Source organism: Bacillus sp. FSL K6-2869 (genome assembly GCF_040869405.1).
In the GTDB taxonomy this organism is placed as follows: Bacteria; Bacillota; Bacilli; order Bacillales; family Bacillaceae; genus Bacillus; species Bacillus altitudinis.
The window spans coordinates 1,037,567-1,059,132 of sequence record NZ_CP152035.1 but is presented as its reverse complement, the minus strand read 5'-3'; the positions used below and the strand labels follow the sequence as shown (position 1 = coordinate 1,059,132).

Sequence of the window (21,566 nt, the reverse complement as noted above, 5' to 3'; positions counted from 1 at the left end):
CATTCAACCTATAAAGAAATTTCTAAATTTCCATCAAAGAAATAAAGGATTTTCTCCTCTAATGTTCTGTTTGTTAAACGTTCTACTGCAGTTGTATATAACGCCAATTGCGTTTCATAGCGTTTTTTTAACATCGCTTCAGCTTCCTCTAATCCACCTGAGAATCTGCCAGTCACTCGATCTGTTTTATAATCAAGTAAATAGAGCTTGCCATCTGCTTCAAATAAACAATCAATCATTCCTTGAATGAGCACAGGTTCACCTTCTGCATCAATATGGCTGTATACCTCTTTAACCGGTAAAACCATACTAAACGATACTTCTCGTTTCACCCAGTCCGCTTTCCGCAGTTTTTGACCAATAGCAGTAGAAAAGAAGGCCACAATTCCTTCTCGATTGATGGACTGGATTTGTTCATCTGTTAGTAAGTCTTTCTCTTTTAAAGAATGGAGCAGCTCTTCTACACGAGATTCATCATATGGTTCATTTGAAGGAAGAGGGATATGCTGCATGACTGTATGCATGGCCGTCCCTTGTTCTGCCGCTGTGAGTGTTTTTTTCTTCATAAAAGCCGGTCGTTCGTACAGTGTCGCACGAGCTTTTCGAACGGAAGAAGGCACACTGTATTCATCCTGTATTTCTTTCATTCTTTTGATCTCAGAAACTGACTGCTTTGTCCCTACTTGGGAGGCCGCTAAATATGGATAACGCCATGAAAGTCTTTCTAATACTTCCTCCTCGTAATCGCCATATCCTTGAACAGGCATACCTTCCATTAATGCTTGTACCACTTCGTCTTGTTTTTGTTTTTCAAGTGACATGTCTTCTTGTAGAAGATTGGACGCTTGATGAAAGGTGATAGAAAATGATGATGGATGCGAGAGAACGACTTCTCTCGATTCTTCTAAAAGAGAAGACATCGCTTGATGACGGATAAGAGCAGGGCCAATAAAATCTAAGTATGTTCTCGCTTGATAACGTTCAAAATCAGGGAGGAGCCAGTCGTCTCCGTTTGCGGCATTTTGCCACTTGCTTAAAGCTTTCACTTGATTTTTGACAGAGCCGACTAAAAATAATTTTTCCTTCGCCCTTGTGAGCGCCACATATAGAACCCTCAGTTCTTCAGATAATAACTCTTTTCTCATCTTTTTTTTCATCGCGATCAGCGGTAATGTTGCATAACTAATTCTCAGCTCAGGATGAATATATTTGCTGCCAAAGCCTAATTCTTTGTCGAGCAAATAGGACTGGTTTAAATCCATCATGTTAAAGTTCCTGCCAAGTCCTGCAGTAAATACAACAGGGAATTCGAGTCCTTTACTGCTATGAATGGTCATCATGCGGACAACATCCTCTGTTTCACTGAACGTTTTTGCCGCTCCAAGATCATCTCCACGCTCTTGCATTCTTTCAATAAATCGAAGAAATCGAAACAGCCCTCTAAATGCAGCCTTTTCATACTGTTTCGCCCGATCATATAAAGCCCGAAGGTTTGCCTGTCTTTGCTTACCTCCTGGCATCCCGCCGACATAATCTAGATATTGTGTATCTCGGTACACTTCCCAAATCAGTTCTGCTACCGAATGCTGAATCGAAAAATCACGCCATTTGCGTAATTGAAGGAAGAATCGCTCCAGCTTTCTGCATGTCGGATGATCAGAGTGTGTCACACTCATAAATGCCTTCACAGCGTCATAATAAGTGCCTTTTTTATCACTGGTTCTAATCAGTGCCATCTCATTTTCGTCTAAATGAACAAGAGGTGACCTTAAAACAGCAGCGAGCGGAATATCTTGATATGGATTATCAATCACTTTTAACAAAGAAAGAATGACAGATACCTCTGTCGCTTCGAAATAGCCTGAGGAAAGATTCGCATAAACAGGGATTCCCTGCTTCTTCAACTCTTCCATCATTTGCGGGGCCCACGGCATTGATCGAAGCAAGATCACAATGTCTCGATACTGCAAGTTGCGGGTCAGCTGCTGTTTTGCATCGTACACTTGAAAAGGCTGTTCTACCAATTCTTTTATTTTCTTTGCAATCACTCTCGCCTCAAATTGTACCGTCTCTAGCTCTTCTCGTTCTTCATCGCTTTCTGTGTCGTGCTGATCTAAATGAACAAGCAGCATTTCTGTCGTCGTGTCTTCGCTTTGCGGATAACTCGCTCCAAGCTTTAATTCAGCTTGTTCATCATATTCAATTTCTCCAACCGTTTCTCCCATCAGCTGTTTGAACAGAAAGTTGGTACTGTCTAAAACATCAGCCCGGCTACGGAAGTTTTTATTTAGATCAATTCTTTTACCTGTTTCATTGCTGTCTGCTTTAAATTGTTTATATTTATTTAAAAAGAGCATCGGCTCTGCAAGTCTAAAGCGATAAATGGACTGCTTCACATCACCAACCATAAAGCGGTTGCCTTCGGCAGGATGTTTTCCTTTAGACACGAGCTTTAAAATCGTTTCTTGGACAAGGTTTGTATCCTGGTATTCATCCACGAGTACTTCTTCAAATTGCTGTTGATAGTATTTAGCCGCTTCTGTTTCAATGAGATTTCCTTCTGCGTCCTGCTTCGCTAAAATGCGCAAACAATAATGTTCTAGATCAGAAAAGTCTACGATTGATTTTTCTTGTTTGGCTCTTTCGAAACGCTCTCCATATTGAATCACAAGCTCTACAAGTGTTTCTACAACTGGCTTCATTTCAGCCAAGCTTTTTAAATGCTGATCGGGACTGCGCATAAAGTATTCATCTTTTAGTTTTTCTAATTGTTTTTTGGCTTGATTGCGTGCATCTGTTGCTTTTTCTAACAGAGCTGGGTCATAGTCATCCCCTTTGCAAGTCTTTAACCTTTTAAAATTGATATTTGGTAAAAGCTTATAAAGTGTCTCAAAATCATCTTGATGCCTTATTAATTCATTTACTTGCTCTAAATCATCTATAAAATTCTCTGCTCTCGGTGCTGGACCGCCCGGCTCTTTTGATAAAGTGAGCGCTTGTTCCAGCAGTCCCTGACAGCTTCTTAAAACGAGAGAAAGGTCCTCTTTGATATATGGATAAAAGGGTAATTCTTCTACCTTTGTCTGTGTATCCACATCATAAAGAGAAAGGAATGCCCGCATCCATTGTTCGGGCGCTGGATGTGACCTAGAAAACTCATAAATTCTTTTGACAAGCCATTGAAGATCTAAATCATGCCGATCAGATGTGTAACGATCAACGAGTTCAAAGAATGACGGCTTTCCAGCCTTATACTCATCCTCAAACAGTTCATCTAACACTTCATCTCCTAGTAATTCTCCTTCTGTTTGATCAGCCAAACGAAAACCTGGATCAATGTCAATCTCATAATAAAAGGTACGGAGAACTTGCAAACAAAAGGAGTGCAAGGTAGAAATATTGGCACGATTCATAAGTGACAGCTGTCTCCGCATATGAAGGGAACCAGGGTTTTTAGATAGTTCTTTTTCAAGTGCTTCAGTGATCCGGTGCTTCATTTCTGCTGCTGAAGCATTGGTAAAAGTCACTACGAGCAGCCTGTCCACATCAACTGGCTGCTCCGGCCGAGTCATTTTTCGAATGAGCCGTTCAACCAAGACCGCTGTTTTCCCTGACCCTGCAGCCGCAGCAACAAGAATATCTTGTCCTTCTGAAACGATGGCGTTCCATTGGTCATCTGTCCAAGTACTATTATTCGGTTTTGGTATTTGCATACTGATCCCCTTCTTTTTTGATCCGGTCTAACATGACATCATCCTTCTCAGAGGTGAGCACCCTAAATTCATTATCTTCTATTGATTCATCAAATTGGCAAATAGACTTAAAGGAGCAAAAGCGGCAAGGGGTTTGATCCTTTAATTTATATGGGTTTATCTCTACCTCACCGCTTGTAATTCTTTCTCCTGCCTCTTCAAAGGTTCGCCGAACGTGTTTTGTGAGAATATGAAAATGATCTTCACTTAATACCGCAGAGTCAGATCGGAAAGAACCATCCTTTTTCAAACCAGCTTGGATGACTTGTGATCTTCCTGATTCGAGTGTTTGATCCATCAACTTCACTGCTTCCACATCTTCGAGCAATAGACCCTTCATTTTAAATTTCTTCAATATTTCCTGCTCAATTGCATCCTCTGCGAGCGGAATAGGGGCTTGAATGAGCGGGTCATGAATATGGAAGTATAAAATTCCTGCCGGTGTCGCTTCCATGCCAAGCCATTCTTTAGAATACGTAATGGTCAGGTCTAAATAAGTGAGCATTTGCAAGGCTAAACCGTAGTAAACTTCTGCTAGATCAAGTCCCTTCTCACTGGACTTATAGTCGACAATTCTTAATAGAAGTCCTTTTGATCCTTCTGCTTTATCCACTCGGTCAATCCTTCCAACAAGCTCCATCGTGCAGCCGTTTTTTAATTGAAAAGTAAACGGCGGCAGAGGTCCTTGACCTCCAAAACCTAACTCAAGTCCAACCGGAGAGAATCCGCTCACTTTTGCATGTTCGCTTAATATAGAAGACACCCTGATGAGGATTTTTTGGAGCTTTTCTTTTATATAAGCATGCCGATTAGAGCTTAATAAAATTTCTTTTTGCAGACGTGGAGCCAGCTGTTCAATTGCATGCCTTGAGTAGGTCACACAATCTTCCTTCGTTAAGTTTTTCCAATCCTTTTTTTGTTCAACAAGCGTATCTGAAATCAGTTTTAAAGCCGAGTGAAAGAGCTGGCCGATATCAGGTGCTTCTAATTTGTAAAATTGTCGATCTTTTAGTTTTAGCCCGTGGGAAGCAAAATGAGAAAATGCACATGCATTGAATTTCTCCATTCTTGAAACACTGCCCTGAATATGGTCACCGTAAAGTTCTTTTGTGACATTCGGATTTAAACGTTTCGCTCTATTGGTAAAGAACAAGCTGGACATGATTTTTTTTGATACGTCGCGGTTGGACGAGGTCATCAAATGATTATATACACTCCACCATACGCCGCTGATCGGATATTGATTGAGCCATTGTTGCAGCTGCGAAACGGTATAGGATAACGAGACATGCTCGTTTGTTACAAATTTTAATTGCTCCTGATCATCCAACTGCTCTGGATCTAACACATAGAGGGCTTGCTGATGGTTTGGCATCAGTTCCTCACAATACTTGATGAGGGTCGAAGGCAAAAGAGACCGCCCTTCCGTATCTGAAGTTGAATAGGATAAATACAGGTAGTGCGATGGACTGGACAGCGCTTGATATATCAAAAATTGTTCATCCAGCAGCCGTTCCTTCCCTGTCTCTGCCAGCTCTGCTCCTGCCCGTTTTAACCATTCCCGGTCGTCTTCAGACAATACACTTTCATCAGAGGGCCGTGCAGGTATAACTCCATCATTTACTCCAATAACAAACGTACACTTTACTTGATACATTCTGGATAAATCCATACTTCCGATAAACACTTGATCAAGTGAAGGGGGAATCAAAGCGAACTTGAGAGAGGACAGTCCTGTATCTATCATCTGTTGAAATAATGGAAATGAGAGCTCCTCCTCGCCCAGCATTTCAACAAATTCATCCATCAATTGAATGACAGCATCCCACACTTGCCCATGCTGCATCGCTTCAGCTAACCTGCCTGCTTCTTCTGCCTCAAGCCTTGCCTTTTCAAGCTTTTCTGGCACTTGGGCTTCTTCTAGAAAGACATACACTGCCTCCACCATGTCTCTTAGCTTTTGCGCTTTTTTCAATCTTTTTTGCAATTGAAAGAGAGGGGGAACAATCCATTCTTTTACATCATTCAGCATTTGCTCCATTTCTATTTCTTGATCGGTTTGTCCAAAATCTTCATCTAGTGATTGGAAGCGGCGATAATGAAATCGTGAACCATTCGTCCAGCGTTCACCTTTTACACCGTAAGCAATACAATAGTTTTCCAGCTGATCCGCCTGTTCTCTCGCTTTGTTTTTAGCGAGTTCAAGCGGAAATAAGAACTCCGTTTTCACACAGCGAAACACCGCCTCATACCGCCAGTTCCCTTTTATGACATCGAGGCTCGAACGAATGAACTCAATGAGCGGATGATACTGCATCGATTCATTTCCATCAATAAAGAAAGGAATATCGTAATCTCGAAACACCTCTTTTAACGTATCTTTATAGTCGTCTACATGTCTTGCAACAATTGAGATGTCTCGTAACCTAAGACCTTCACCTCTTACTAAATCAAGAATATCTCTCGCTACTCCCTCAATTTCAGCTCGTTTATTTGCACTTTTCGATACGGTAAGGTGAGGCGTTTCTTCTTGATACGGCTGCAAAGGTCTCTGTTCATATTGATTTTCTAAATAAGCTAGATCTGGGGTATGAAGATGCCGCTTATTTCTCTCCAAAATGTTCTCAGAAATAGCCGCTCCGCACTCTTTGGCCAGCTGATAAAGCTGGGAATATGTCTTACCTGTCATGCGAAATAAATCAAGTTCATTTGGCTGCGTGTCATGATAGGAACGATCCACTGTGAATGCAGCTGTTATTTTTTCGGCATGTAGCAAAAGCTGTTCAATGACAAGAAGCTGCTGGGGGGTAAACTGATAAAAACCATCTATATAAATGTGTGCCCCTCTCAATTCTTCTGATAAAGGAATTTGCTGAGCCAGAAGTGTCAAGTAATCCTCTGAGTGCACATACTCATCTTGCAGATGCTGCTCCATCTGCTGATAAAGAACATGAAGATCATGCAATTTTTCCGCCGCACGTCTTTCTTCTGTATACTCTGAATGCATACTGGATGCCGAAATTTTTTCAATATCCTCCGGCATCATACAGTACCTTTTGAATTCAGCCATCGTCTTTTCTATTTGCTCAACAAATCCCGGTTTATCACTCGCCTTTTTGAATACCTTAAACTTGTCTTTCTGTTCTTCTATTACTTTTCTTAAGAGCATTTGAATCCCTGTGCTTGTGACAAATTGACGGTTCGCACCGCCAGTCTGCTGTAATATAGACCAGGCAAGCCGAGTAAAACTAAAGACTTTGGCCCTGATCATTCCACCAGCTTCAGACGTTTTTGCAAGCTCATATTCCATTAAAAATGTCATTTGATCCGGGACTAAAAAAATGATTGGCGGACCCAGCGGATCAAGCCGCAGTTGTTCTTTGATTTCTTCTAGAATTGCAGTCGTTTTTCCACTCCCCGATCTGCCTGCTAAAAACTGAATCTCCACGTTCCACAACACCTTTCTTATGTACTCATATTCTAGCGAAAATAAAGGTAAATAGCTATTTTCCTATCACCTTCCCTTTCTCCTCCGATTGAAAAGAAAATAGGCACCTTTCCCGACTCTTTTCATATCATAAACCATCATGATCTAAAAGGAGGCTGGCAATATCATGTATTACGGTTATTATGACTACTCGCCATATGACATGCGCCAAAACACAAGGATCATTGCAGACCTTGAAAAGGCCATAAATGGCGAATATTCTGCGATCCAATGCTATGAAAAACTTGCACAAAAAGCAAAAAATCCTGAAGCGAAAAAAATCATTCAAGAAATACGTCAGGATGAAGTCAGACATTATCAGCTATTTACAAAGCTATACTATTCTTTGACTGGTAAAAACCACAAACCAAGCATAACAGAGCCTTGTCCAGACCAATTTAGGGAAGGTCTCTTATTTGCCTTTAAAGACGAACAAAAAACAGTCGATTTTTACTTAACGGTATCAGACTATGTCCGTGATCAAGGAACAAAGGAATTAATGAAACGTATTGCTCAAGATGAACAGCAGCATGCTGTCTGGTTTCTATATCTTTTAACGCACCATGTTTCTTAGTTACCCCTATTTTAATAGGAGATCGTATGTTCCGTCAAAAAATGAAATTGCCTTTTTGCTCATTCAATATGTGAAATAAAGGGCTGTCATCATCAAAACGCCTCTTCCCTTTTCCTTTTTTCAATGATAAAACGACCTTTTGACCATAAAAAAACTCCTCTGCTACAAATCGCAGAAGGAGTTTTTTGTTATTTAATGAAATTTTGCTTCATTGCTTTGCTGCTGTTGTTTTAACAATCCATCAATCGATAGCATCTTGCTGCCACTAAGTGTCAAGTAAAGCGCCATGACCATTAAAGAAAGTTCAAATTCATAACCGCCCACAAATCCTCTTGCAAAACCAACTGTGATAATGGCTACAGCCATAATTGGCACAAATAAAGCTGCGAAAAGACGTGTGCCTAAACCTAGAATCAGGGCGATTCCACCAACTAGTTCAATTGTTTTGACAATATAGGCCATAAATTCAGGGACACCAATTTGACCAAAAAATGCAGCAGTGCCTCCTAGTCCACCTTGATATGCTTGAAGCCCATGTAAAAAGAAAATAATGCCTAAGATGACGCGTACAAAAAGTGTTCCTATTTCTTGATTTGTTTTCATATAGTGATTTCCTCCCATTTTTACACTACATCATGTAATGTTCATTCGTAAAAAAAATTAGTAATTTAAGTTGAGCATAATCATTAAGACCAACATGAGGATGGTTGATGTCACAATTGGGATAAGTGGTACATTGAACGGTATGTTGTATGTTGGGTTTAAGATTTTTTGGATTCTTAAATTCAATGCTCGGTCTCCAAAGGACACGGCAAATTTCGTTTGTTTTTGAAACTGGGTTCTATTTTTAATGAGTTTCAAAAGGGCTTGCCCTACTCCAAGCTCAGTCCCTGTCTGCTGAATGGCATAGTCATCTGCAATGACTTCACGAAAAACGGAGTAACTTTGTCTCATATGCTTTAACACAGGAATGTACCAAATCACTTTTGTGAGCATAGAGAAAGTGAAAGTCTTTAAAGGATCGTAGCTGTATTTGTGATGTAATTCGTGATAGACAACAGCATCGATTTCTCCTTCATCCAGCATGTCTATAAGCGCTGTTGAGAGATACACTTTTGGCCGAAGCATCCCCATTGCGAAAGCAAGCGGTTCATGGCAATGAAACACAATGATCTCATTTCTATACTTGTCTGATAGACTTTGCGTTGAATGTTGATCGACTGCCATCATCATATTTCTTTTGAAATGAAGATACTTTCTGACCTGCTTCGTCATATAGAAAACGGCAAAACCAAGCGTATACAAGACGAACGCATCCAGAAAATACTTTAAAGGAGTGAATCCATAAAATTCGAGAACAGATTGACACACATGGATCAGGTTATATGCTTGATTCCAGCCAAAAAAACTTGAGAGTACATAATAGCCCATCTGGTAAAAGATCACTAAGCCAATCAATATACCGCCTAAAAACAGCAGACTCGACTTCATTTTAATCATGTCGTTTCTCCTCTTTTTTGGATGCAAGCCTTGCTTCGAGTACCTTCAGTAATTCAGGATCAGCACTTTCAATTGCGTCCACCATATGATTGACTGCAAGGGGGCCGAAATCATCCATCAGTCCTTGAGTAATCCATTTCGTTTGCTCATTTAGAAATTCTTCTTTTGTTAAAACAGGGTTATAGATAGATGAACGCCCTTTTGTTTTCTTTTCCACAATTCCTTTTTCGGTTAATCGATTGAGTACCGTCATGACCGTGTTGAAATTAATTGGCTTCTCATCTGACAGTTTCTGCTGTACCTCTTTAATCGGCATATCCTCACCTTGATAAAGGATCTCCATAATCCTTCCTTCTAAAGGACCGAAAAAGCGGTTCAATCCCTTTTCGTTATATTTAAAAGAAGGAATTTTCATGTCATCACCTCACACTAAGCATTGTAGTGTAATTGAAAATGATAGTCAACAGATAACAAAAATAGGGGAAAATCGTTGTATATTGTATTTGTTTTTGACAAAAATTATATGTCATTTATATCAAAAACAATCTTTTTTCTAACAGAGTTAAACATAAGTTAATCTTATGAAAATACTAAAAAAATTCGTATTTTATTTATAGAGACTTTTGTATTATAGTGAAGATAACAACATTTCACTTACTGAACAAATATACAGGAAGAAGGTTTATACGTGATGAAGCAAGGAAACAGCCTTCGAACCGATCTCATTTTGATTGCGGTAAGCGGTTTAGGTGGATTCCTTTTATCTCTAACAGGGATGTCTATCGGCTGGATGATTGGCACATTAATGACAGCTGCATTTATTGCCATGCGCCGCCCCGCCCTGTTTCAGCGTAAAGGAAAGAATACCTTACGTATTCACAGCAGATGGCTACTCCTTGGTCAATTCATTCTCGGAATCGAACTAGGACAAAAAATGAACATGAAAGTCCTTCACATTTTCGCTGAAAATTGGCTTCCCGTGAGTTTCATGCTCGTCTTTTCTATTTTATTAGCCATGCTCTCCGGGTTTGTCTTATGGAAGCTGAGTAAAACAGATATGCTGACCAGCTTTGTCGGCACTGCCCCCGGCGGTCTTTCCGCTATGCCGGGCATCGCCCAAGAGGTTGGAGCAAATACAGCTGTAGTGAGTCTTGTACAAACGATACGTGTGTTAATGGTCGTACTGACCATTCCATTTACGGTATTTTATTTAAATACAAAAAGCCAATCAGATGTGGTAGTCGCCCAAGGCAGCGCCTTCTCATCAGGCGTTTTCACAATATCAAACATTTCTTGGACTGTTGCACTCATTTTAGGGGCATGGCTGATGTCTCGCCTAGCCGTGCGTCTTCACTTTCCCGCCCCTTGGCTGATCGGCAGTATGTTAGGTGTGGCGGCTCTCCAAGTAGGGGCAGGCGCCTTGACAGGTCATGATTTGATTCCTTACTGGCCAGCCCAAGCGAACATTGCGTCACAGGTATTTCTAGGGGCAACCATCGGGTCAAAAATGAATAAACAAATGTTTGTCGGGCTAAAAAATACCTTGATTGTGGCCGTCGTCAGCTCAGCCGGATTGATTGCTGCGACCGTTCTCAGTTCAATTGCCATCGCAGAAATAACAGGTATTTCTGTCATTACGGCCATTCTTGCTTTTTCGCCTGGCGGTATTGCAGAAATGGCCACAACAGCTGTGACACTTCATGAGGATTCCACATTTGTTGTGGCTGTACAAGTCGTTAGAATTATTTTGGTCATCGCCATGCTGCCACCGTTTTTTCGTTTCTTACATCATGTCTGGGCAAAAAGACAGACTGATTATAAAGCCGCTAAATAAAAAGAGCCGCTTTGCATAAGCAGAGCGGCTTTCAGATGGTCTGACAACGGGCTAAAATGATGTTGATTTTAGCCCGTTGTCTTCTTTTCAGCGTGATAGAAAACCTTTGAAGTCTAGGAAGGTCGAGCACCAGAGCGGAGCGAATTTGACATTCGTGAGCACTGGAGCGCAGACATGACAACGAATGCGAGGGTTTGTCTACACGCTGAGCCGCTTTGCATAAGCAGAGCGGCTCTTTTTTATTCATCATGATTCCTTTTTACACCGACTACTTGATCCTTTGAGATCGTTCCAAAATGCCGGCTGTCAAAGCTATGTATTCGATTATCTCCGATCACGAAGTAATGATTGTTTTGTATGTTCTGACGACCGGTGATGGCTTTCAGCTGAAAATCACCTGTTAGGACGTTGCCCATTTTATGTTTTTTCTGCTCTTTTAAATACGGCTCTTTCCATTTTACACCATCAACAAACAGTTGATCATCTTCATATTTGATTGTTTCTCCTGGAAGTCCAATGACCCGTTTGATCAAGATTTGATTTTTAGGGCCATGAAATAACACATAGTCAAACCGGCTAATTTTCGTGAGTTTTGGCGAGAACTTGTTAATTAATAATTCTGTTCCATCTGTAAATGTCGGGTCCATACTAACCCCTTCTACTTTGTACGTGACAAACATGAAATTCTTTACTTGGAACAACAAGACGATGCATGTAATAATCATGAACCATAGCAATGGCTTCTTTTTCATTAAGAGCCTCCTTTGTCCTCACGCTGACTCATCCGAATATTCAACCTATTTTCTACTCTCTTTCCAACATACCATAATAAAGCAATGACTAGAACCGCAAAAACACTTCTTAACGGATTCTTTACTAAAGCTGAAATGTCATAGCCAATAAAACTAATAATAAAGAGCATGACACACTTCCCTGATAAAGCAGCTAATGAGAACTGCCAGACGCTGATTCTTGATAGACCTGCTACGACATTAACGGCAGCAGAAGGTGTAAAAGGAAAGCAGAGTAAAATAAATAACGGACCAAATCCCCGCTTTTCAACCCAAAGCATTAGCTTTTGAATAGAAGGGTGTCTGCTAATAAAGTTCAACATCCTCATCTGTCCAAATTTTCTGATCAGTAAAAAGACAAGGATAGATCCTGCACTTGCACCAATCCAGGTCAATAAAAAGCCTTCCCATAGCCCAAAAGCATTTGCATTGGCCACCGCAAATGCCACGAGAGGTAAAAACGGTAGAAATGCTTCTATTAAAGGGAGTAATATAGCCACAATGGGTCCAAAAGCCTTGTAGCTTTCAAAAAATGATGTGATATTTTCATGAGTAAATATAGAAAGAAATAATGGCAACTTGTTTGACTCCTTCAAGGTTTGTCTATCTTTCATTTTACATGGAAAACATAAAAATATACAAATGAATCCCTCTCAGCCCCCCCTTGAGATTTTTTAACTCATCCGATATAATAAATAAGAACAAATGTTCTATAAATAAAGAAAGCAGGCATGGACATGACGAGATTATCAAGCGTACAGCTTCAGATGATGGAACAGGCCATCTTTCTTCCAATGGTCATCTCCATCCTCAATCGTGATTTGACGTACCTTAAAAAACATCAAACATTCAAACTAAATGAACCATATATTCAGCTAGTCACCTCTTCATTAAAAGAAGCACAAAAAGCCCTTTATCAACTGAAACAACAGTTACGTAAAGAAAAAATGAACGTACAGCAAATTGAACACGATGAAGGATTTACGACATATTTATTTCTGATAAATGGCTATGAAGAAAAGCATAAATATTTTAATCCCCGTATACGTCATCGTGTAGAGGAAATGCTCACCCATTATTTCCTCCATTCAGGAAAATGATATGGTTATATTTTACATTTTCAGAAGGGACTCTTCAGTTTTTGGCGAATTGATTGTTATACCAAAAATTAGGAGGTTTCAACTCATGTTCAAAAAAATAACAGCACTCACCTTAGCAGCAGGATTACTTGTGCCAAGCACAGTGTCAGCATTAGAACCACTGCAAACAGGAAAACAAGCCCCAGCAGCATCTGCACAAATAACAAGTGTAGCCTATACAACGGTTTCTATCGTTGGAAAACGAGTGAAGTTTGAAGTGAAAGCACTCGAAAATCCTTTCAACATGAATTACTATAATCGAATTGCTTGGACGAGTACGGACGAAGAGCCAAGTGTATTCAATGACAATATTCTATCGGTCATTGTCGCTAAAAAAACCGGACAGGCTTATCAAGTCTTTTCATACGAAGCGCTCACTTCGGTAAAGGACAAGATTGAATCAGGTCAAAAGGTGTATGGCTGGGCGCTTGCTTTAAATGGTGTATGGTACCCAACGATGCCTGCAACCATCTATTATTAAAAAAAGCCTGCCACAGTGGCAGGCTCTTTCTCAATTATGACAATTCGAGCTGTTTTCTCAGCTCTTGTCTCACTTCTTCTAATCCTGGTCCATCTAACTCAAAGTAATACACATTCCCAGGCTGGTAATCGTGCCCTTTTAACTGAATGGTATCCACTGATTTTAATGAACTCAGTAAAGGGAATAGACCGATCAACTGCTTCATGGATAAATTGGTGGAGACGTTATCCCCAAGTGTATCAATGATGTTGTCATAAGACGGTATGGAAGAAATGGATTTGGATTTTTCAAAGATGGCTTGAAGTGCTTCCATTTGGCGCTTTCCGCGCATGAGATCACTATCTGCCTTTCTCGTTCTCACAAACGCTAATGCTTCTTCACCACTGAGCGTATGCGTGCCTGTTTCCACATGAACTTTTCCTTTCGAATCCTTTTCCATTTGTTTTGCAATGCCTTCATCTTCAATCGTTACGTCAATTCCATTTAGCTCATCGACAATGTCTTGAAACGCCTTAAAGTTTCCTGCAATCACATAGTCTACCGGGATGTTTAACAAATTCTCTACCGTTTTGACTGATAAATCTGCACTCCCAAACGCATGGGCGTGAGCAATTTTATCATATCCTCTCCCCGGTATATCAACATAAGAATCACGAGGAATACTTAGGAGCTTGATCGTTTTGTCTGTTCGATTCACCGTCGCCAGTAAGACCGCATCACTTCTTGCTTCGTCTACCGTTTCACCTGGACGGCTGTCAATCCCTAAGAGCAGCACCGAAAAGCTATCCTTTCCTGGATCAAAAGCTTTCACACGCTTTTGCGAGGTCTCTCCTCTTTCTAAAGATACTTGCGCTTTATTCGACGCTTTTGAAATTTTATAGTATGCGTATCCTGTGACAGATACTGCCATGATCATGACAAATGCCATGATAAACAGCACGACTTTCACCCAAGGTCTTAGCCTTCTTTTTGATCTTGTTTTCTCCTTCATCCTTTCCGAACCCTCACTCTATCTTAGTCTCACAATGTAGGTTCCACTATAACATATTTTGATGAAAGTTTCCTGCACGCAACATATTTTTATGTATCCACAATAAAAAAGCTGCTCAAAATAAGCAGCTTTTCATCCATTACTTTTGTTCAATTCCTTTTTTCACTTCATCAATCATCGCATTCAATGATTCAAGGCCGCCGCCTGCTAAATACCACATGTCAGAGTTTAAATACACCACATGATTGTTTTTAACCGCTTTGACTGATTTCACATAATCATTTTCAACAAGCTGTTTCGCAGACGTTTCTTCTCCAATCGCCGCGCCTCGATCCACGACAAATAAGTAATCTGGGTTCGTTTTGACCATATACTCATACGAAATGCTTTGTCCATGTTTATCAGATGGCTCTAGCTTTTGATCTGCTGGTGTGATCCCAAATACATCATGGATCAGACCATATCTTGACTTAGGACCAAATGCCGTCATTTTGCTGTCATTCGCCATGATGACGAGTCCATTTTTCTTTAACTCTTTTGCTTGTTTCTTTAATGCAGCCACTTTTTGGTCAATGGCAGAAAGTTCTTTTTTGACTTTGTCTTCCTTATCAAAAATCTTTCCTAATGTTTCAGCATTCTTTTTAAATGAATCCATATAGTTTGCATTATCTACATCCATATAAATCGTCGGAGCAATTTTAGAAAATTCATCAAATGCATCTGCTTGACGGTGCTGAATAATGATCAAGTCAGGCTTCATCTCTGCAATTTTCTCAAAGTTTGGCTCTTTTAACCCGCCGACATTCTCATATTTGTCACTTTCATATTTAGATAAATAGTGAGGAATCACTTGTTTTGGTAAGGCTGTCACGTTGACACCAAGCTTATCAAGTGTATCGAGACTTCCCATATCAAAGACAACGACTTTTTTCGGGTTTTTCTTGACCTTCACACCGTCTTTATTCAACATATCCTTTACTGTTACGGTTTCCTCATTCGTTCCCGCTGTTTTTCCTTGGTTACCACAGGCAGCAAGGACAGCAATCGCTGTTAGTACTGTTATCATCCAAATCCATTTTTTCATGATTGATCACCTCTTCATTTTTTCAAGAAAAATATAAGCAAATACGCTCACCACGAATGACTTCGATTGGTATGCGCATGTCATAAATGTGTTCAAGTGCTTCTGTTTGAATCACTTCATCAACGCTTCCTTCTTTGATCACCTGACCCTCTTTTAAGGCGACGATGTGATCTGAATAGACAGATGCAAAGTTAATATCATGGAGAACAACAACAATCGTTTTTCCAAGATCTTTCACGAGCTGCTGAAACAGCTTCATCATTTCAACTGAATGGTTCATATCTAAATTATTTAAAGGCTCATCTAAGAAAATATAATCCGTATCCTGAGCTAGCACCATGGCAATAAAGGCTCTCTGCCTTTGTCCGCCGCTTAGTTCATCTAAATATTGATGCTGGATTTCGACAAGTCTCATGTATTGAAGAGACACATCAATCATGTTCTCATCTTCTTTTGTCAAGCGGCCTTGAGAGTAAGGAAAGCGGCCAAAGCTGACAAGCTCACGAACGGTCAGACGCACACTCATGTGGTTCGACTGCTTCAAGATGCTCATTTTTTTCGCAAGCTCCTGAGGAGAGTACGCACGATAAGGTTTGTCCTCTAAATAAGCTTCCCCAGTATCAGGTTGAATCAGGCGGCTCATGATGGACAAAAGCGTACTTTTGCCTGCGCCATTTGGACCAATGAGAGAGGTCAGCTGTCCTTTTTTTACACTGACAGTTGTTTCGTGAAGCACTGTTTTTCCATTATATGTCTTACTGACTCCCTTCATCACGACCATGAACGACTCTCCTTTAAAAGTAGATAAATAAAATACAGTCCGCCGACTAAATCAATCAGCACACTAAGCGGTGTTTGAAACGTAAATACCTTTTCCACAAGAAATTCCCCGCCTACAAGCGCAATGACACTAATGAAAAACGAGCCTAATAGCAAGTACGTGTGCCGATATGTACGAAACAGCTCTCTTGCCACATTTACGACGAGTAAGCCAAGAAACGTAATCGGGCCGACGAGGGCCGTCGCAATAGAAACAAGGACGGCAATGACGATCAGCATCTTTTTTGTGATCCCGTCATAGTCAATCCCGAGATTCACAGCCTGTTCCTTTCCTAACGACATGACATCTAATTTCGCGCGGAAGGTCCATATATAAAGACAAAGTGCCGCAAATAAAAGAGAAGCGAAGAGTAAAATATCTGTGTTCATGTGATTAAAGCTGGCAAAGGACTTGTCCTGTACGACTTGGTATTCATTCGGGTCAATGAGCATTTCCATAAAGGAAGAAAGACTTTTGAACAATGTTCCAAACACAATCCCGACAAGCAGGAGTAAGAAAATATGCTTGTTTTTGCGCTTGAACATGACCGTATAGAGCAGCACAGAAAAAAGAATCATTAATCCAACGCAGAGAAAGAAATTCAGATTCTTATTCGCGATCATCATATTGGTCGATCCAAAAAGATAAATAATCGCCGTTTGCAAAAACAAGTAAAGCGCGTCTAACCCTAAAATGCTTGGCGTTAAGATTCGGTTATTGGTCAATGTTTGAAACACAACAGAAGAAAAGGCAATTGCGCCTCCTGTCAAAGTCATGGCAAGCACCTTTTTTAAACGGCTCGGCACTGTGTACTCCCAGTACCCCATTTGAAAGGTGACGAAGATGACAACGAATACGGCTGCAATGGCTGCAATGAGAAATAATGTTCGTTTCTTATGCATAGCGCTTCCTCCTTAATAACATGTACAGGAAGATCGCACTTCCAATGATGCCGACCATAAGCCCAACAGATATTTCATATGGATAAATGATCACCCTTCCGAGCATGTCACATATGAGCACAAAAATGGCCCCTAATAAAGCCGTATGCGGCAGGCTTTTTTTCAAGTGATCACCTCGGTAGATCGATACAATATTCGGAATGATTAAGCCGAGGAATGGCAGCATGCCAACAGTCAAAATCGTTACAGACGTAATCATCGAAACAATCACCAAACCAACTGCCATGACACGTTTATACGTTAAACCTAAATTGACGGCAAAGCTCTCACCCATACCAGCAACTGTAAAGCGGTCAGCATATAAATACGCGATGATCAATAGAGGAACACTCACATAGAGCAGTTCATAACGCCCCTGAACAATAAGAGAAAAATCTCCTTGCAGCCATGCGGATACGTTTTGGATCAAATCATATTTATAAGCTATAAACGTGGAAATTGAACTGACAATTCCGCCAAACATTAAGCCGACTAACGGTACGTAGATCGTATCGTTCACCTTAATATGGCGTAAAATTTTTAAAAATAATAGATTGCCAGCTAACGTAAATAAAAACGCAATCGCCATTTTCATCAGCGGGCTTGCCTGTGTAAAAACAAGCATGGCGGTTAAAATACCCAGCTTGGCCCAATCCATTGTTCCTGCAGTCGTTGGAGAGACAAATTTATTTCTCGTCATGCTTTGCATAATAAAACCGCATAAGCTCAGGCTCATGCCAGCAAGCACAATACTCATCAGCCGCGGGATGCGACTTGAAAATAAGGTGTTCATTTGTTCATCTGATAGATGAAACAACTGTAAAAGAGACAGGTCCTGTACTCCGACAAACAGCGACGCACATGCCAAACACACAAACAACAAACTTAATTGGTACAACTTCATACAGGGTTCACACTTTCTATCAAGCTCTCTGCCACAAATGATTATCATTATCAATTAAGCGACAGTTCATATATTATCATATTTAGTGAAATATTCAATAGTAGAATGAGGGTGAAAACCGCATAAAAAAAACAGCTTTTGGAATCAGCTGCTTTTTACGCTTCAATATTCAATTGAAACTGCCCCTGCAGTTCCTCTTCAGCTTCTTGTAATAACTGCCGCAAATTCTCTGCATAATCACCAAGCTCGTCTTTGCTTGCTTGATAATGAATCCACGTGAGCTCTACAGGCAAGCTCACTTCTCCTGTTAAACAGTCCCAAAGGGCATCAAGATTTTTGCCGTAATGATCAGGAAGTTGTAACACTGTTTTTAGTTGATCATGAAGCTCCTCTTGTGATCTGCACATCGCACCATTTAGCTGTACTTTTTTCATTTCCCTCCCCCTCTTCTGTCTTTATTTTAAACGAATTGGAGAGGAAAGAGAAAGAATCCATTTCACTTTTGCCTCTCTCTGAAACTTAAACTAAACAAGATCAGACAGGCAGCCAACACGAGCATGAAAAAGAGCGTTAACACTGTCTGAGTACCGTACATATCAGCAAAGAGACCAACGAACACACTTGGTATGCCAAGACCTAGATACGCAAACAAGTAATATCCAGCAACGGCTCTAGCCGCTTCCTTCTTCCCTTTCTCAACAATCAGCTGGAGACCTCCTAAGTAAGTAAATCCATAGCAAGCTGTGCCCGCTAAAAGAGTTCCAGCAAGGACAAGGAATATGGACCCGCTATTAGCACCGAATAACAGCAGGCCATATCCACATGGAAGACAAATAAAACCGATACGAAGCGCTGCACTGCTATTCATCTTTCGGACAAAAGGCTGCATCAGAACACCTGCCATATTAATAAAAAACAGCGCTGGGCCTACCCACAATTCATAGCCATTTAATTTAAGCTGTGCTGGCAAAATCGAAATAACAAGACCGCACACAGACCATGCGATAGCAATGGCTATGTTCGCAGACATTGTCCCTTTTGGAAACCTCGGCATGTTCATTAGCGGTTTACTTGCCTCCCCTTGTACAGGCGGCACCAAAAAGAATACAGCAACAATCGTCAACATAATCAAGACCAACACAATCCAATAGCTAAGAGGCGTCAGTGACACTTGCTCAAAAGAAAGAATCGCTGTAAAAAGAGCACCTCCCCCAAATCCAATTGAACTGCATAACGCGATAAACGTTGGGATCCAGCCCGATTTCTCTGGATATAAAGCAATCAAGTAGGCAGTACATGTGCCAACACTTAACCCAAGTCCCACTCCTTGTAGCAGCCGGGCGACAAAGAGCATTTGTATGGTCGGATGCACGATCATGAGCAGGGTAGCACATAATGAAAAGCAAAGTGCGATCAATAAAATCGGTTTTCGTCCTGCCCGGTCAGACATGCCGCCAAGTAACAATAATACTGGAATCAGTCCGAAAACATACGCAGCAAACACAAGGGCTGTTGACGCCTTTCCGTATCCTGCCTGCTCTGCATATTCCGTATAAAGAGGGACTTGCAGGTTCACTGCTGTTGTAATCATAAAAAGGCTAAATAAAACGAACACAAACGGAATCATGGATAGCTGTGCTGTTTCTTCTTTTGATGCAGGAATCATGGGACTCTCTCCTCTGTGTAAATGATATGAACCAGTGTACACATCATTTGGATTTCTTCCCATATCCAAAAATGAAGCTATTGACCAGTCCATAATTCCATGTCATCATCAATGATGACAGACAAAGGAAAGAAGGTGCACTGTGTACATTCATTTAGACCGTTCCAGCTCTACCCCGCTCTGGCAGCAAATCGTCAATGGCATCATTCAAAAAATTCATACAAACACACTGAATCCTGATGATCAGTTGACTCCGACAAGAGTATTAGCACAAGAGCTCAACGTATCTCGATCCACCGCACAGCTTGCCTATGATGAACTGCTGGCAAGAGGCTATGTCAGCACCTCTAGAAGAGGCGGGACAAAGGTCATTTCAAGTAATCACTATGCTGCTTCTCCCCCACATCAAAACGAACCGCCTTTTGCACTTCCGATAAGACCTCACTTTGACGAGGCTGAAAAACAAATGGATCACTGGCTCTCGGCCAATCAATTTCATGACACACTTGAGATTGATTTCCGCCATCAAGAACCAGCCATCGACGACCATTTTCAAAACATATGGAAACGCTCGCTTCTAAAAGCATTACAGCGCTTAAATATGAAAGATTGGGGCTATTCTTCTCCGCATGGATTATGGGAAGTGCGTTCAGAAATTCGCCAATACTTATCGGTTGAACGCGGCATTGATATAGAAGAAGACCAAATAGTGTTAACAGGGGGCACACAGCAAGCCATTGACTTAATTTCACAAGTCATGCTTAAAAAAGGAGATACAGTAGCTGTTGAAGATCCTGGTTTTCCTGGAGCAAGGTTGTCCTTTTTACATCGCGAAATGACTATTTACCCCGCACCAGTCGATGAAGAAGGAATGATGGTGAATACATTGCCAGAACGTACAAAGCTGATCGCTGTAACGCCCTCTCATCAGCGGCCAACCGGTGTCTGTATGAGCGTCAATAGAAGACGGGAGCTGCTGCAGTTTGCTGCGAAGGCTCAATCTTACATATTAGAAGATGATTTTGATGGGGATTATCGTTATCATGGCGGACCGCTTCCTTCTTTATTTTCAGAAGCACCCGATCATGTGATCTATATTGTCAGTTTTTCCAAGGTACTTGCTCCAGGCATCCGCCTTGCTGCCATCATCGGCTCCAAAGCAGTCATTAAAGAAATCGCTGCACTGCAATCACTTATTCAAAGACAGCTGCCGATCATGGAGCAAATCACTCTTGCCTCTTTTTTCAGAGAAGGAGAGTTTACGCGATATGTCAGGCGGATGAGACAGGTGTATAAAAAACGGCAGGCAGCGATGATGGATGCTCTTTTGACACATCACTTTGACAAACACTTCCGTTTATATGGAACCGATACAGGCCTTCACGTCTTTTTGGAAGGAACATCAGACTTTGATGAACAAGGCACGATTGAGGCCGCAAAAGCGGCAGGTGTCGGCATTTATCCATTAAGCCCCTATTGTTATGAAAGCAAAAGGAAAGGGTTGCTGCTTGGTTTTGCCTGTACGGATGAAGCCATGATTCGAGAAGGTGTACGCCGATTAAAGCAAACACTGCACATCTAAAAAAGCCTGGAAGTCTCTCT

Annotated in this window: 19 protein-coding genes; 5 read left to right on the top strand and 14 right to left on the bottom strand. The window is 41.0% G+C overall.

What is annotated here, in order from left to right; all coding sequences use genetic code 11:
* Positions 1–8 precede the first annotated feature (8 nt).
* Positions 9–3,713, bottom strand: coding sequence for a helicase-exonuclease AddAB subunit AddA (addA, locus tag MHI58_RS05275; RefSeq protein WP_368004381.1), 3,705 nt, complete (start codon positions 3,711–3,713; stop codon positions 9–11).
* Positions 3,691–7,200: a helicase-exonuclease AddAB subunit AddB gene (gene addB / locus MHI58_RS05270; RefSeq protein ID WP_045034713.1), complete on the bottom strand. Its 3,510-nt coding sequence runs from the start codon at positions 7,198–7,200 to the stop codon at positions 3,691–3,693. The genes addA and addB overlap by 23 nt, the downstream gene beginning before the upstream one ends.
* Before the next feature lie 166 nt (positions 7,201–7,366).
* Here addB and MHI58_RS05265 point away from each other — a divergent pair, with 166 nt between their 5' ends.
* A complete protein-coding gene (locus MHI58_RS05265) occupies positions 7,367–7,813 on the top strand; it encodes a ferritin-like domain-containing protein (RefSeq protein ID WP_007499129.1) in 447 nt (148 codons plus the stop codon).
* A gap of 192 nt (positions 7,814–8,005) precedes the next feature.
* Here MHI58_RS05265 and MHI58_RS05260 read toward each other — a convergent pair whose 3' ends face one another.
* The 3 genes from MHI58_RS05260 to MHI58_RS05250 are packed head-to-tail and all read right to left on the bottom strand — an operon-like array spanning position 8,006 to position 9,728.
* Complete coding sequence (locus tag MHI58_RS05260) at positions 8,006–8,416, bottom strand: DoxX family protein (protein ID WP_008348626.1); 411 nt, start codon at positions 8,414–8,416, stop codon at positions 8,006–8,008.
* A 57-nt stretch (positions 8,417–8,473) separates the two neighbouring features.
* Positions 8,474–9,313 carry a M56 family metallopeptidase gene (locus tag MHI58_RS05255; protein ID WP_017360221.1) on the bottom strand — a complete coding sequence of 280 codons (840 nt, stop codon included), beginning with the start codon at positions 9,311–9,313 and terminating at the stop codon, positions 8,474–8,476.
* A complete protein-coding gene (locus MHI58_RS05250; protein ID WP_007499135.1) occupies positions 9,306–9,728 on the bottom strand; it encodes a BlaI/MecI/CopY family transcriptional regulator in 423 nt (140 codons plus the stop codon). Before MHI58_RS05250 ends, MHI58_RS05255 begins: the two co-directional genes overlap by 8 nt.
* A 276-nt stretch (positions 9,729–10,004) precedes the next feature.
* On the opposite strand from MHI58_RS05250, the gene MHI58_RS05245 reads away from it, so the two are divergent.
* Entirely contained in the window at positions 10,005–11,147 is a 1,143-nt protein-coding gene (locus tag MHI58_RS05245; RefSeq protein WP_045034757.1) for an AbrB family transcriptional regulator, read from the top strand.
* 239 nt (positions 11,148–11,386) lie between these two features.
* Here the strand turns inward: MHI58_RS05245 and lepB are convergent, their stop codons facing one another.
* Both lepB and MHI58_RS05235 read right to left on the bottom strand, forming a co-directional pair.
* Positions 11,387–11,899, bottom strand: a complete 513-nt coding sequence (gene lepB / locus MHI58_RS05240) for a signal peptidase I (RefSeq protein ID WP_007499139.1) — start codon at positions 11,897–11,899, stop codon at positions 11,387–11,389.
* Positions 11,899–12,516 carry a TVP38/TMEM64 family protein gene (locus tag MHI58_RS05235; RefSeq protein ID WP_017366969.1) on the bottom strand — a complete coding sequence of 206 codons (618 nt, stop codon included), beginning with the start codon at positions 12,514–12,516 and terminating at the stop codon, positions 11,899–11,901. Before MHI58_RS05235 ends, lepB begins: the two co-directional genes overlap by 1 nt.
* Before the next feature lie 159 nt (positions 12,517–12,675).
* On the opposite strand from MHI58_RS05235, the gene MHI58_RS05230 reads away from it, so the two are divergent.
* Together MHI58_RS05230 and MHI58_RS05225 are read left to right on the top strand one after the other, a co-directional pair.
* Complete coding sequence (locus tag MHI58_RS05230) at positions 12,676–13,038, top strand: hypothetical protein (protein ID WP_017360224.1); 363 nt, start codon at positions 12,676–12,678, stop codon at positions 13,036–13,038.
* 85 nt (positions 13,039–13,123) lie between these two features.
* Positions 13,124–13,558, top strand: a complete 435-nt coding sequence (locus MHI58_RS05225) for a hypothetical protein (RefSeq protein ID WP_045034715.1) — start codon at positions 13,124–13,126, stop codon at positions 13,556–13,558.
* Positions 13,559–13,592: 34 nt separating this feature from the next.
* Here MHI58_RS05225 and MHI58_RS05220 read toward each other — a convergent pair whose 3' ends face one another.
* From MHI58_RS05220 to MHI58_RS05190, 7 genes are all read right to left on the bottom strand, one after another.
* On the bottom strand, positions 13,593–14,549 hold the full coding sequence (locus tag MHI58_RS05220) for an LCP family protein (RefSeq protein ID WP_007499147.1): 957 nt from the start codon (positions 14,547–14,549) through the stop codon (positions 13,593–13,595).
* Positions 14,550–14,688: 139 nt separating this feature from the next.
* Positions 14,689–15,633, bottom strand: a complete 945-nt coding sequence (locus tag MHI58_RS05215; RefSeq protein WP_045034716.1) for a siderophore ABC transporter substrate-binding protein — start codon at positions 15,631–15,633, stop codon at positions 14,689–14,691.
* 22 nt (positions 15,634–15,655) lie between these two features.
* Positions 15,656–16,414, bottom strand: coding sequence for an ABC transporter ATP-binding protein (locus MHI58_RS05210; protein WP_019743341.1), 759 nt, complete (start codon positions 16,412–16,414; stop codon positions 15,656–15,658).
* Positions 16,405–17,355, bottom strand: a complete 951-nt coding sequence (locus tag MHI58_RS05205) for an iron chelate uptake ABC transporter family permease subunit (protein WP_045034717.1) — start codon at positions 17,353–17,355, stop codon at positions 16,405–16,407. Before MHI58_RS05205 ends, MHI58_RS05210 begins: the two co-directional genes overlap by 10 nt.
* Positions 17,348–18,298, bottom strand: a complete 951-nt coding sequence (locus tag MHI58_RS05200; protein ID WP_045034718.1) for an ABC transporter permease — start codon at positions 18,296–18,298, stop codon at positions 17,348–17,350. Before MHI58_RS05200 ends, MHI58_RS05205 begins: the two co-directional genes overlap by 8 nt.
* Before the next feature lie 155 nt (positions 18,299–18,453).
* Positions 18,454–18,732, bottom strand: a complete 279-nt coding sequence (locus MHI58_RS05195) for a barstar family protein (RefSeq protein ID WP_045034719.1) — start codon at positions 18,730–18,732, stop codon at positions 18,454–18,456.
* 62 nt (positions 18,733–18,794) lie between these two features.
* On the bottom strand, positions 18,795–19,964 hold the full coding sequence (locus MHI58_RS05190) for an MFS transporter (RefSeq protein WP_045034720.1): 1,170 nt from the start codon (positions 19,962–19,964) through the stop codon (positions 18,795–18,797).
* 142 nt (positions 19,965–20,106) lie between these two features.
* Here MHI58_RS05190 and MHI58_RS05185 point away from each other — a divergent pair, with 142 nt between their 5' ends.
* On the top strand, positions 20,107–21,546 hold the full coding sequence (locus tag MHI58_RS05185) for a PLP-dependent aminotransferase family protein (protein WP_045034721.1): 1,440 nt from the start codon (positions 20,107–20,109) through the stop codon (positions 21,544–21,546).
* Positions 21,547–21,566 lie beyond the last annotated feature (20 nt).

Excerpts from the sequence above, each read along its gene's own strand:
- MHI58_RS05190 (WP_045034720.1), bottom strand. The coding sequence starts at position 19,964 with ATGATTCCTGCATCAAAAGAAGAAACAGCACAGCTATCCATGATTCCG.
- MHI58_RS05250 (WP_007499135.1), bottom strand. The coding sequence starts at position 9,728 with ATGAAAATTCCTTCTTTTAAATATAACGAAAAGGGATTGAACCGCTTT.
- MHI58_RS05225 (WP_045034715.1), top strand. The coding sequence starts at position 13,124 with ATGTTCAAAAAAATAACAGCACTCACCTTAGCAGCAGGATTACTTGTG.
- MHI58_RS05265 (WP_007499129.1), top strand. The coding sequence starts at position 7,367 with ATGTATTACGGTTATTATGACTACTCGCCATATGACATGCGCCAAAAC.
- MHI58_RS05230 (WP_017360224.1), top strand. The coding sequence starts at position 12,676 with ATGACGAGATTATCAAGCGTACAGCTTCAGATGATGGAACAGGCCATC.
- addA (WP_368004381.1), bottom strand. The coding sequence starts at position 3,713 with ATGCAAATACCAAAACCGAATAATAGTACTTGGACAGATGACCAATGG.
- MHI58_RS05245 (WP_045034757.1), top strand. The coding sequence starts at position 10,005 with ATGAAGCAAGGAAACAGCCTTCGAACCGATCTCATTTTGATTGCGGTA.
- MHI58_RS05210 (WP_019743341.1), bottom strand. The coding sequence starts at position 16,414 with ATGGTCGTGATGAAGGGAGTCAGTAAGACATATAATGGAAAAACAGTG.
- MHI58_RS05255 (WP_017360221.1), bottom strand. The coding sequence starts at position 9,313 with ATGATTAAAATGAAGTCGAGTCTGCTGTTTTTAGGCGGTATATTGATT.
- MHI58_RS05205 (WP_045034717.1), bottom strand. The coding sequence starts at position 17,355 with ATGCATAAGAAACGAACATTATTTCTCATTGCAGCCATTGCAGCCGTA.
- MHI58_RS05220 (WP_007499147.1), bottom strand. The coding sequence starts at position 14,549 with ATGAAGGAGAAAACAAGATCAAAAAGAAGGCTAAGACCTTGGGTGAAA.
- MHI58_RS05260 (WP_008348626.1), bottom strand. The coding sequence starts at position 8,416 with ATGAAAACAAATCAAGAAATAGGAACACTTTTTGTACGCGTCATCTTA.
- MHI58_RS05215 (WP_045034716.1), bottom strand. The coding sequence starts at position 15,633 with ATGAAAAAATGGATTTGGATGATAACAGTACTAACAGCGATTGCTGTC.
- MHI58_RS05200 (WP_045034718.1), bottom strand. The coding sequence starts at position 18,298 with ATGAAGTTGTACCAATTAAGTTTGTTGTTTGTGTGTTTGGCATGTGCG.
- lepB (WP_007499139.1), bottom strand. The coding sequence starts at position 11,899 with ATGAAAAAGAAGCCATTGCTATGGTTCATGATTATTACATGCATCGTC.
- MHI58_RS05195 (WP_045034719.1), bottom strand. The coding sequence starts at position 18,732 with ATGAAAAAAGTACAGCTAAATGGTGCGATGTGCAGATCACAAGAGGAG.